This is a genomic window from Kurthia sp. Dielmo (genome assembly GCF_000307285.2).
Lineage (GTDB): Bacteria > Bacillota > Bacilli > Bacillales_A > Planococcaceae > Kurthia > Kurthia populi.
The window spans coordinates 148046-160971 of sequence record NZ_HE578959.1 but is presented as its reverse complement, the minus strand read 5'-3'; the positions used below and the strand labels follow the sequence as shown (position 1 = coordinate 160971).

6 protein-coding genes are annotated in these 12926 nt (G+C 36.4%); all 6 read right to left on the bottom strand.

All coding sequences use genetic code 11. The features are described 5' to 3' along the window. Nucleotides 1-1957: DEAD/DEAH box helicase family protein (locus KTHG_RS12025; protein ID WP_139994261.1), on the bottom strand; the 1957-nt coding region annotated here is incomplete at its 3' end. A gap of 12 nt (nt 1958-1969) precedes the next feature. Continuing rightward, nucleotides 1970-3874 (bottom strand): site-specific DNA-methyltransferase, encoded by a 1905-nt coding sequence (locus KTHG_RS12020; RefSeq protein ID WP_255512448.1) that lies wholly within the window; start codon nt 3872-3874, stop codon nt 1970-1972. Beyond that, nucleotides 3864-4595, bottom strand: a complete 732-nt coding sequence (locus KTHG_RS12015; protein WP_139993852.1) for a DUF4391 domain-containing protein — start codon at nt 4593-4595, stop codon at nt 3864-3866. The genes KTHG_RS12020 and KTHG_RS12015 overlap by 11 nt, the downstream gene beginning before the upstream one ends. After that, nucleotides 4592-7843, bottom strand: a complete 3252-nt coding sequence (locus KTHG_RS12010; RefSeq protein ID WP_139993850.1) for a helicase-related protein — start codon at nt 7841-7843, stop codon at nt 4592-4594. Before KTHG_RS12010 ends, KTHG_RS12015 begins: the two co-directional genes overlap by 4 nt. Nucleotides 7844-7856: 13 nt before the next feature. Further along, nucleotides 7857-9587 (bottom strand): DUF1998 domain-containing protein, encoded by a 1731-nt coding sequence (gene drmB, locus KTHG_RS12005; RefSeq protein WP_139993848.1) that lies wholly within the window; start codon nt 9585-9587, stop codon nt 7857-7859. Then, entirely contained in the window at nt 9584-12703 is a 3120-nt protein-coding gene (drmA, locus tag KTHG_RS12000) for a DISARM system helicase DrmA (RefSeq protein WP_139993846.1), read from the bottom strand. The genes drmB and drmA overlap by 4 nt, the downstream gene beginning before the upstream one ends. Nucleotides 12704-12926 lie beyond the last annotated feature (223 nt).

Below are 12926 nucleotides of genomic sequence, written 5' to 3'. Positions count from 1 at the left end.
CAACGGTTCCTTTATTTTTCGCATCAATGTATTCATTCTCTTTTAAATACTTGACGAGCTTTTCAGAGTTTTCATGACCAAAAGGTGTTTTCAACCCTGTATGTTCATCTACTTTAATGACAAGCGAGCTGAAAATATCTTGCTTGAAGATGCCAAACTCCATGCCTTCTTCATATTCCGTTTGAAGACCTTTTGCAAATTCATCGTAGCTTTCGTTCGCCATAACAGTTAACGTATTGACTTCAAAGCCAGGTACACGTTCGCCGTCCTGATTGACCGCAATACGAAGACCTCGACCAATTTTTTGACGTTTCGTAATGGTGTCCGTTGATTCAATCAGCGTACAAATTTGGAAGACGTTTGGGTTGTCCCAGCCTTCTTTTAAAGCTGAGTGTGAGAAAATGAAACGATACTTATGCGCCGCTTTCATTTTGCCTTTTTCTTCATCATACATCGTTAATAAATCTTCTTTATTTTTCATGATGATATTGTACGTTGTTTCATCTTCTTTTGATGAACCCGTTGTATTTTTCACTTTCTTTTTGCTATCAATCGAGAAGTAACCATTATGAATTTCTTCCACTGGTACATGCAGATCTCGCAGTGCTTGATACTTCGCTGATTTGATTGTATCCTTATATTCCTCTTCGAATATTTGGCCATAAATCCCTAGTAACTCGTTACCTTCGTCATCATATTGACGATAATTTGAAACATTATCAATGAAGAATAAACTTAACACTTTAACGCCTAATTTATTTAACTTCAGTTCTTTATTTAAATGCTCTTCGATCGTTTTACGAATTTGCCCACGCTTAATTTCTAAGTCTTCATTTTGCGATTGGCTTAATCGAATAATCGATGGCTCGCCTGAGAATTCAATGTACTCATTGCCTTGCTCAGCTGAAATATCTTTTACAAAGCCAACTGCCTCATACGCCGCAATTCGTTTTGATTTCACATATAAATCATCGCCCTGCTTAAGCTTTACTTCCTTTTTCACGAGTTCAGAACCCGTTTTCACAAGCATTTCAACTGTTGCCTTAATCGTTTTAGCAGTTGCCTTAATACTTACTAATTTCAAGTAAGCTTCATTACCATCAATGGAACGCTTAATGCCCGCTACTTCAATTTGCTTAACAAGTTTTTGCTGATAAGCTTCAACAGGACCTAGCTTGTAAATAAGTGGGTAGCTTTTGTTTTTGTGTGTTGCTGAAAAACGAAACGCAACTGAAGGATTAAGAGCTGCAATCGCTACCTGTGCTTTTTCTGTATTATCGACACTTTGTGGTTCATCGATAATGACAATTGGATTCGTTTCAGCAATCAGCTCAATCGGCGCAATACCATATAAAGCATCCATATCATTTCGGTAAATGATATTCATGTTATCATTGTTTTTTGAGCTTTTTGAAAAGGCTTGAATGTTAATGACCATAATTTCTACATCATCACTTGTTGCAAAAGCCTGTACATCATTTAAGCGCGAGCTATCATACATAAATGAACGATACACTTGGCCTTGCATTTGCGTTTTGAAATATTGCCGTGTCATTTCAAGTGTTTTCATAACCCCTTCTTTAATGGCAACTGAAGGAACAACGATAATGAACTTTGTAAAACCATGCTTACGGTTCATTTCTAAGATCGATTTTAAATAAACGAATGTTTTACCAGTACCCGTTTCCATTTCAATATTGAACTGTGGAAAAGTCCCTGCAATATCCTTTGCAATCGGAATGCCTTGGTTGATTTGTAGCTGCTGTACATTTTGAAGCAGCTTACTAATTGAGATATCGATTTTATTACCGACACCTTTTTCACCAAAAAGCTTCCCTTGGGCTGCTTGGTCCATAATTGTAAATTCTGATTTACGAATTTGCTGTCCTTCAAATACACTTAACACTGCATTAATGGCATCTGTTTGATACGTTAAATCTTTAAATTGAATTTTCATGCCAGTTCACCTCTACAGCGTCAGCAAGTTATCTTCTGGATAACCGGCATCTTTTAAGATTTCGATACAATTCAATTTGTCAGAGTCATTTTCAAATCCAGCATCACTAAAAATTACACTGCTTGTTTCAGTACCTTGCTCATCACGACGTGCAATAATCGCCTGTGCAATGTCCGCAGTAATTTTCTGTGATAAGCAAACAAATAAGCTACCGAATGCGATATCATAAACAATTTGACCATTCACTTCAAACGTTACGATCGGATAAGTTAACTCTAAACCTTGCTTGAGCATAATTTCATACACAACATCTAGCTCAGAACGGCCCTCAACGAATGGTGTTTCATGTAAATCTAATTCATCTTCTAATTTGTCAAAGTCAACATTCCACTCACGAATGTTAGATTTATCCAACTTCAATACTTTAAAACCAATATCAAGTGAATCTGGATCAACGACGTTTTCATCTAGCATACCTGCCTGTTGCTGTTTCTCGACAAGTTCCGTCTTAATCTTTTCACCAGCACGGCGAATACGTTCTTCGCCAATGTCGCAAATTGTACGATAGCCCTCTTTATACGCTTCTGATTTTTCATCCAAATACTCTGGAAGCTGAACCATAATAAACTTACGATTCCCACCATCTTCAGCGTTTAACTGCATAGTTGCATGGGCTGTTGTTGCTGAGCCGGAGAAGAAATCTAAAATTATATCATCATTTTCTGTAAATACTTCTGATAATTTTTTTATTAATCCAACTGGCTTTGGATGTGAAAATAACTTAGGCTGATTAAATAATTCAGCTATTTCTAATGTTGCATGTGCGTTCAAAGCAACATCAGACCAGATAGAAGACACTTTTATCTTTTTAAACTCTTTTTCGTTATAAAAAACTTTTTGAACTGGAGCTGTTACACCACGTTTGCCAAATATAATTCTTCCTTCTTTAATCCTTCTTTCTACTTCTTTTTCATTAAAAACCCAATATCGACCTTTTGCTGGATAGTGAATTTCTCCAGTGTTTGGATTTTTAATTGGGAAATACGGTCCTTCATGATTAGCTGATAAATCTTGTGTAGTCCAGATTCCCCTTGGATCATTATCAGGATTCGAATAGTTATTACTTAAAAACTCTTCAGTTGGCAAAAGACCAACTTCTTTTTCATTAATTGCTTCTATATTCTTCGCATAACAGTATATATAGTCATGAATTGATGGAACATGACCTTGGTTATTACCATTAGTTTTCTTCTTCCAGATAATAGTCCCTAAAAGATTTTTTTCTCCATAAATTTCGTTTAATACAAATTTCAATTTTTCATGTTCTTCTTCACCAATATTTACACAAATTATGCCTTTTTTATTCAAAAGATTTCGAGATAATTTTAATCTCGAGTAAATCATATTGAGCCAATCTGTATGGAATCGGCCATTACTCTCCGCATTCGTTGAAAGAATATTTCCTTCTGAATCAATTTGCCCCGTTTGCTCTAAATAATTTTGTATACCGTCTTTAAAATTATCTTTGTACACAAAATCCTTCCCCGTATTATACGGAGGATCAATATAAATCATTTTAATTTTGCCATTATACGATTTTTGTAATAGTTTTAATACTTCTAGGTTATCCCCTTCAATATAAAGGTTTTCAGTCCTATTGAAATTTTTACTTTTTTCTTCATCAGGACGTAACGTACCTTTTGATAGTTTTTGTGTACCTGCAATCATCTTTTTCTTACCGTGCCATGTAAATTGGTAACGCTCGTTTTCATTTTCTACTTCTCCACCTAATACTGCCTTTAACATATCGAAATCGATTTTTTCGCCATCTGTTAAAATTTCTGGGAATAACTCTTTTAATCGAGTGATATTTTGTACCGTTAAATCTAAAGATTCCCCGTTCATTTTATTCACCATTGTTTTGCTCCTTTTCTATTAACGCTTGTTTTGCTTGCTTCACTTTATTTGCCGCTTGCTGCAATTCCACACGCTTATTTAACTGTGCTTCCTTTTTCGCCTGCTTCACGTAATCATCGATTTGTGCGTCCATTCCAACAATTTTCTCTAGTAAATTATCTTGCAAAGAAACGGGCTTGTAAATGTTGTACCTTGCCTGTAATTCTATTTGAAGTAATCTTTCTAGCCATGATTCATAAAAGTCTTTTAAATTCGTCTTTTGTAGGCTGTCAAAGCGTAGCTGCTCTTCTACCATTTGTAACGAAACTTTGTCTTGCACCTCATACAACGATTCACTAATTAAGTAGCCGTCTTTTTTCTTCGCATGTGTCGAAAAGATCCAACTTGTTTGCTCTTCATTAAAGAACAAAATGACAAGCGGGTTCAGCATGACACTCATAAATACTTTATAAATTTGTGAAGATTTCTTTAAATCTTTTACATGAATCGCTAAAAATACAATCGAGTCAAATCGTTCTGTTTCACTTTCAAACGATTCGATATTCGTATTATTCGTTTGAATCACCGCCAATATTCGGATGCCCCTTGCAACAACATGCTCAGAAATGATTTTTTTCTGAGCTTCTCTTAACTTATTTTCCATTTGGTTATACGGCAACGTTTTTAGGATTTGTGTAGCTTTTGGGAATCCAATTGCTTTTAATAATTGTACTTCGTTCATACAACTTCATCCTTTATGACTAAAAATGAAATAAGTTCGATTTCGTCTTCTCCTAAATCCAGCTGTGCTTGTAACGTATTTGCACCAAAGTTAAATAAGCTTTCAAATCCAACTTCTTCTTGTTTGTCTTTAATGATATTAATGGATTGCTTTAATAGCTCTTGGTAATGCTCCATGTTCGTTGCATTATTCGTTTGTTCATTAAATGCCTGGACTGCCACTACATCAGGTACTTTCTTACCAAGTGCTAATTTACGATATGCATCTAATATTTTTTTCGCATGTGTATAATGAATAAATGCTTCACCCTCATCTGTTACATACAATAAAATATATGGTGCAAGGCTATTGCTTTCCATCGCTACTTCTTTGTGCTGCTTTAAACAGAAAATAACGCCGGGCTTTGCTTCTGGTAATACTGCATTATCGACAACTGCATATAAACCTTTTGGTGCCATTGCCAACTCGGCTTTATATGCTTTTAAAGCAGTTGTTAAATCACTTTTAAAATCGGTATAGGTCAAGTCTGTAATCGAAATGGTGCCTGATACATCCTCTAAGTTTAAAACGTCATTTTGCAATGCTTTTAGTTGGTTACGACGATATTCCAAGTCGTTCATTTCTTTTGATGACGTATCTAAAATATCCTCTTCTCCCGACGCTGAAGTATTTAAAATTTTCATTCGACCTTTTACACGTTCCTCAAGGTTAATGTATTCATCTAAATCCATGTTCGGCCAGAAGTTGACGAGCTGAATTTGTGCATTAGTAGAACCAATTCGATCAATACGACCAAAGCGCTGAATAACTCGTACTGGATTCCAGTGAATATCGTAGTTAATTAAGTAGTCACAATCCTGTAAGTTTTGCCCTTCTGAAATACAGTCTGTCGCAAATAGAATATCAATTTCAGCTGTACGTTTACTGTCCACTTTGTGACGTTCTTTTGATTTCGGTGAGAAATTGATTAAAATATCATTCAACTCTTTCACACGTACACCTTTTAGTGTCGATTTATTTGCCCCGCTACCGACTACGAGCGCTGAATGAAGCTGCTTGTCCAAAAAGCGTGTTGATAAATGCTCGTATAAATATTTCACCGTATCTGCAAAGGCTGAAAAAATAATAACCTTTTTGTTATCAAGATTAATCGGGTTCGTTATTTTTTGTTCAATGAGCTTGATTAAATGTTCTAGCTTTGCATCACGTGCTACCGTGATTTGCTCTGCTTTTTGTAGTAGCTCATGTAATGTTGCTAAATCGCCACGTAAATCGCCAGCCCATTTCAGTGCATCGATATCATTTAATTGGATTTGTACTTTATCACTACCTACTGTAATTGCCTCGAGCTGTTCATCATCGAATTCCGTATCATATAGCTGGTCAGCTAACATTGCGCCAGTTTGAAGCTGAAGTGTTTGCAGCGTCCCTTCACTTCGTGCGACTAGCTTTTCTAATGTTAGACGGAACGAATGAATCGAGCTTTCTAAACGCTTAAACAAATTGACCTTCATTAACGCTGCTACCGCAAATTCTCGGTCTGTTTGCTTGAATGTTGATTGTCCATCTTTTACTTTTGTATCGTATAGCTCTTCATAAATATTACGTTTTTGAGGTAGCACGTATTTCATTGGCTGATAAATACTAAAGCTAAGCGATTCTAAACGCTCATTTACCTCATTCATATCGAGGAAGTTTTGTTCGGTATCTACATCCGCTTTAATTGAAATTGGCTTTAAACGCGTTGGGAAACTACCAATATCTTTTACGTCATAATATTTTTCGATATGTTTCCGACTACGAGCTATTGTCAATAAATCCAGCAGTTGGAAGTAATCTTGCTCAACCATATTTAAAAATTCTTCCGTCGTACGTTTTTCTGCCGGCAAAGCCGTCCAACGATTAAAGGCCGCTTGTGCTGAACGAAGTGTTTGTTCGATGCTTTCAATGCCTTCCGCTTGGAGAGCCTCGTCCTTATCCTCTGTAATAAAGGCGATTTGATTTTTAATGTCAGTCATTTTGTTATTAACAGGTGTAGCAGAAAGTAACAGCACTTTCGTTTTTACACCTTTTTTAATAATGTCCTGCATCAACTTTTGATAGCGTGTTAATCGACCTTTGCGCGCATTATTGTTACGGAAATTGTGAGATTCATCAATGACGACTAAATCGTAGTTCGCCCAGTTGACCGTATCCAGACGAATTTCACCAGACATACCGCTTTCACGACTTAAATCGGTATGATTTAAAATGTCGTAATTAAATCGGTCTTCACTCAACACATTGCGTTTATCATTTTGTGTATAAACAGCCCAGTTATCACGAAGCTTTTTCGGACATAATACAAGTACACGGTCGTTGCGTAGCTCATAATATTTAATTACGGCAAGTGCAGAGAATGTTTTCCCAAGCCCGACACTATCCGCTAAAATACAGCCATTGTATTTTTCCATTTTATCGATGATACCAAGTACACCATCACGTTGGAATGGGTAAAGTTTATTCCAGACAATAGTCTCTTTAAAGTTCGTACCTTCTTTAATAATGTTCTCTTCCGAAAGTGCGTCTACATTATTTGAAAATATATGATACAGCGTCACGAAATAAAGCCACTCTGGAGTATTCTCCTTTTGGAACGCTTCTAACTGCTGCAAAACTTCTGCTGTAATTGCTTTTGATTTCGTTTCATCCTGCCAAACACGTTCAAATTCATCGAGCATTTTTTCTGTAACGCCCATTGATTCCTTCATTACCGTATAACTAGCTTGTCGATTAGATGGCGTAATACCTAATCCATCTGCTGTAAATTCGATTTCAGATTGAATAAAAATATTGTCATCCGTTTTATTTTGAATCATCATTTGCTTCGGATAAGCAACTTCCCCTAAAACCGTTTTAAATTCCGCATATTGTTTAATCCATTGTGTTAATTCGCGTGCTGTTTGCTTAGACTGCATTTGATTACGTAATGGAATTTCATAAGGATTACCCTCTAATTGTACGAACTGACCTTTTTTCTCAACAATTTTCAACTGTTGATTTTTATCTATTTCCTGCTCGTAAAACGTTGGCTCTGTATAAAGAAAACGAAACGTTTCACCTTTTTCCAATGCTTTTTTTAGCTCTTGAAAGATATGCAAACTAAAAGAAGCAGAGGCAACAGCCATTTTTGAGCCTTTTTTAATTTCCTTTTTCAATACTTCTGCAAGGGTGTTTGTCCCTTTATTGTCTACTAAATCTACCTTCACATCGTCACACCTCTTACACTTCTAATAATTGGTCGAAATAGCCATCCTGCTCATTAGGATTTAAGTTGATCAATGTACGTCGATCTAATAACAAGTTGCCCCACTCGCAAGATGTTTCCGATACAAACGTACATGCATGACAAGCAGCACCGTTAGCAGTTGTATGATATTCAAATTCGCCATCCGAACAAATCGGGTCTGAAGAACAGTAGCTCATTTTTTCTAACGCACGAATTATGATTGGTAGTAGTTTGTCGCTTTGCGCTAGATTCGTTAAACCACCTAAACTGCCTTCTGAATCACCAGAGGCTGTATAAATAAACACGCCAAACATATCTTCACTCGCGTAGATTCGTTCCTTCAAAGAGGTCGTTGTGTAGCCACAATACGCTGCTAATTCTTGTAAAAGTGCGTGACTAAATGTATGCATTAATAGTTGGCGCGGTAAAATATCCAAGGGCTCTTTTTTAAACTCTACGCGACTAGTGTTATATGCTTGGATAATTGTCTTCGTGACTTGCTCACTTTGCTCCCATTGCGATAATTTTTCTTCATTAAATTTAAAGAAAATACCTTCACCATAATTACGTACAGCAGGTAACCATTTAGGCTCTCCCGTTATAACGACTGGTTGCGTTTTTACTTCATCATCTGTGAAACGGTCAATATAATCTAATCGAGTAAACTCTTTCAGTACTTGTACTTCTGGTACAGAATCTACTTGATAAATCCCATCAAAATAAGGAATTAATGCCGGTGCAATTGAAACCTTCCTAGACAAAAAGCATCCTTCATTCATTTCATCTTGTGTTAATGTATTCCACTCCTGCTTTTTAATTGATTCATAGGTAGAACTTTCTTCAAGCGTGATTTCGCCGTCTAAATAGCGTTTTATTACTGAAACAAACGTAAGAGGGATGTTTTTTAAACTACATGCAGCTTCAATCCCTTTTTCTTGCATTCCTGCATACATCACTCTAAAAGTTTCTTCATCTTTTTGAACTAAATAAAGAATATCAAACTCTGAACTTGATGCTGTTAATGGTACTTGTAAAAAGCTCATAACCGCTGGGGAATAAACATTCGATGCACCACGAAGCGTCGTTTTCATCTTACAACCACATTTATTAGTTGCTGTAGGACTGATCCATGGACGTTCTCCCTTACAATCAAATAAAGAATACGTTTCACGTTCCTCAGGGTGCATAATTCTGCCTAAGCTTTCACTCTGATTACAATGTAAACAAATTACATGTAAGTCTGAAAGAGAACCACTTTTACCACGTGTTTTAAGTACTAAGCGTGGGTTCTTTGACTGTTCACTACAAGGCTTTTTCCGATGTACCCATTCTTCATACGGAAAATCTGAAATATGTCCTTCTTCACATGCTAAAACGAAGCGACTTGCATACAACTCTTGAAGGTCTTCCGCATCTTTTTGTGCGCAATAATAACACGTTGTATTATCAAATTCCGTCATACTATGACATTTCGGACAGATTTTCCATTTAGGAAATGCGACAGCTTTAATTTTTTGTTTATCTGGATTCTCATTCAAAATTCGTACATGATCCACCTTTAAAAAGGAGGTAATACGAGCATCTTTTTCCTGTGGCGCTCTAGATGTTTGCCATTGATCAGCTGATTTAACAATGACACTTTGACTTAATAATTCTACAATTGCGCCTGGGCCTGATTGATAAATAAGCTGTGAAGGGCGAATCGTTTCTGCTTGTTGGCTCATGATTTTAACACCTCAATTTCAATAGCTGATTCTACATTTCGTAATGACATCATCGCTGGTCGTGCATCTTGATTTTTGTTCTCTTCACTGAAGTTTCTTAGTAAAGAGGCTTTGACATATTTAGATGGCTTATAAGCTAACTTCTGATTGCTATATTTATCAGCTAATTCCTTCCACCATTCTAATAAGTCTTTTACTTCAGCTTCAATCGTTGTACCGTATGCGTCTTGTACACGCGCTAAAAATTGAACCGTTGCATCCTCAACTTCCTTTTGTAATTGTAAAATTTGTTTTGGACTTTGTTCTGCATTCATTTCCAGAATGCTTTGACGTAAAAAGCCAATGAATGTCCCTGTTAATCCTTTATACAATGCACCTGTCGCAAATGGTGTCACACTCATCGTTTCAACATGGCGATACAGTGCTTGGTGATATACTTTAAATCGTTCAAAATGTGAAAGATCCCTTGAACGGAGTGAATTTAGTAGTACAAATACTAGTCCAGGGTATTTACGCCCTACACGACTTGTTGCTTGAATATATTCGGATGTTGTTTTCGGTTGGCCTTGTACAAACATCGTGCCAAGACGATCAACATCGACACCAACAGAAATCATATTTGTCGCAAGCACTGCATCTAACACGCCTTCTTCATCCATTGTTTTTTCCATTTGCGTAAGTAGTTGCGGGATTTCTTGTGCCTTTTTACGGCTCGTTAATTCCTCTACAACTAGGTCATGGTTAAACTTCTTATTTGGATCAAGCATATTTAAACGCGTGTTTACTTCATCTTTAAATGTCGTATTCATACTCGCCAATTCTTTGACCGTATTAAAGTAACCCAGCATTGTATAATACGGATCTACTTTAAATTTTGCTTCTGTTCGTGTAATTGTGGCATATGCACTATACGTTTGAATTGCTTGGATTTTATTACTAACTCCTGGCGCACAAATTCCGACATAGTAGCGTCCCGGTTTCTCTGTTGTTGGTACTTCCTTCGAAACAAAATTATCGTTCGCTTTTTGAACTGCAAGCGGGAATTGTTGCATATTTCGTCCATAAAGCGCTCGGATTTGTTCGTCAGCTCCACTAATCGTCGCCGTGGAAGCAATCACTTTAGCCGGTCGTCCGTTATGCTTCGTTAATAAATCAATAGCTACTTCATATAAGCCCGTTAATGAACCAAGTGGACCTGATATTAAATGCAGCTCGTCTTGAATAATTAATTCTGGTGGCTTTAAACGATTGATTCTACTATAGCCTTTAGGTGTTGATTCGCTATATTCAAAGCCTAATTCACGATTGTATACATTTTTATTTCCGAAAAGCTCATGCATATTATTTTTCCACGGTAACTGTGCAATTTTATCTACTGTGCCTATTAATAAAGTTGGTAGCTTTTTATAAATCGCTTCGTCAATCGTGTAAACTGGAATACCATGTTTAAATGTACATTCTTTATTTGAACAGCAAATTTTTTGTGATTTTTGTGTAATCTCGTATTGCTCAGGTCCTAATTCTGAACCACACCATGGACAGTTCATTAGTTGAATTGGATTTCCAGTTTTAACTTCTTTGCCGTTACGCAGTTCTTCTAATTTTTCTATCGCATCGTCAAATCTATTTGGCGATGAATCTTGTCCAATCCACAAACCTATACTAAACGGTTCTTCCCCGAATAATTTGGCATTTGGCTTACGTAACACTTCCGCGGCACAGATTAAAGCAGCTGCACGTTGGAATTGTTGAGTAGTAAGAAGGCGTAACGTGTAGCGCATGAATACAGTAACCCCAGCATATTTTTCGATTTGATTAGGCGCTAATAGACGACGATATGCCATAACATAAGCCGCTACTCCAAGATAGGCCTCCGTTTTACCTCCGCCTGTTGGGAACCAAATTAAATCGACAATGTCCCGGTCAGCATGTTGTTCATCTGATGATCCAGCAATATTCATTAGTAAGAAAATTAATTGGAACAAACGCCATTCACCGTCTAATGTCGGCTTTGTTCGCTGTCCTGTTGCACGATATGTTTGTGCAACTGCTGATTGCGCTCTTTGTAATAGCATTGCACGATTCGCAAATTGGAACGCTAAATAATGTAAAGAGTCCTCACTTTCCGTTACTAATGCGATCCCTTCTTCTAAGCGCTTAATAATCGATTTCACTTTTAACACATTTTGCCCAGCTTCTACTTTTAAATGCAACGGTAATTGATTGATAATTTGTATCTCGTTATCCAGCCATGCCTGATATGCTTCTGGAATCACATTTAATTGTTCTTTTAATTGAGCAACAGGTGCTTCACTTAAATTTTTCATTTTAAAAGATTGATTTTTGATTTTACAATGCTCTACATTCGGCAATTCATAGTGCGGCATCCACGTAGAATAAATAGTTGTCATATTACCGACATTCTCCCAATCTACCCCTACCCCATGACCAATTGCTAGCTCTTCTTTATCACGATATAGCAACTCATTTTGCACATGATATTGATCGGCCTTTGAAGTAAACTTTGCTACATAAGTAGTTGGTATATGTACATTTAACTCGCATTGAAACATAACCTCATCTTGTTCTGGATATTGATCTTCACGCTTTAATGTATTCATTAAAAATACGTTCACATGATATAGCTCGTTTCGATACGTTACGGTGTAACGTACTTTTCCATATTTCGAATCATTAAGATTTTCAAGTGTAGAAGTTTTTTTAGTTGAAAGATCTACTTGCCACTTTTCAATTTGTGGCATTCTTTTATGATTTTCCCCTTCATAAATTGCCCATGAAGCTTCAATTTCCACCGTCGTCAATTCTTTTAATTTAAAACTAAAGCCCATTGTTGAAGGACGGAAAATTTTCTTTATAGTAAGCTGTTCATTAATTTCTTCTTCACTTACTTGAACATGCGTTTCAATCGCATTATCTCGTTCATTTACAACATCAGAAGAAGTTCCAAAAGGCACTAGCTTCCCTGTTAAGTAAAGTTGCATTGGACGAATATCTTTCCCAAGTATCTCATTAACATTACCTGGGCCAACTAAGTAAGTTTCTAATTCTTTTATAAGATCTTTACGTAAAACTGTATACTGTTCCAACTCATTCACGTCCTTTTCAGGTAGTTCCTACTATTATATCATTTACATATTTTAACTTCACGCCTTCTTCGCTATACAAACAACTTCTATTGCTAACAAAAAATCTTGAATTCAAATAAGTATCATCCATTCGATTACAAACCTAAATCACCTTCAATATAAGTCAAAAAGAGTCAAAAAAAATCTAATTCTTCTATTTAAATATAAGTAATCCGCTGTTATTATATTTCAA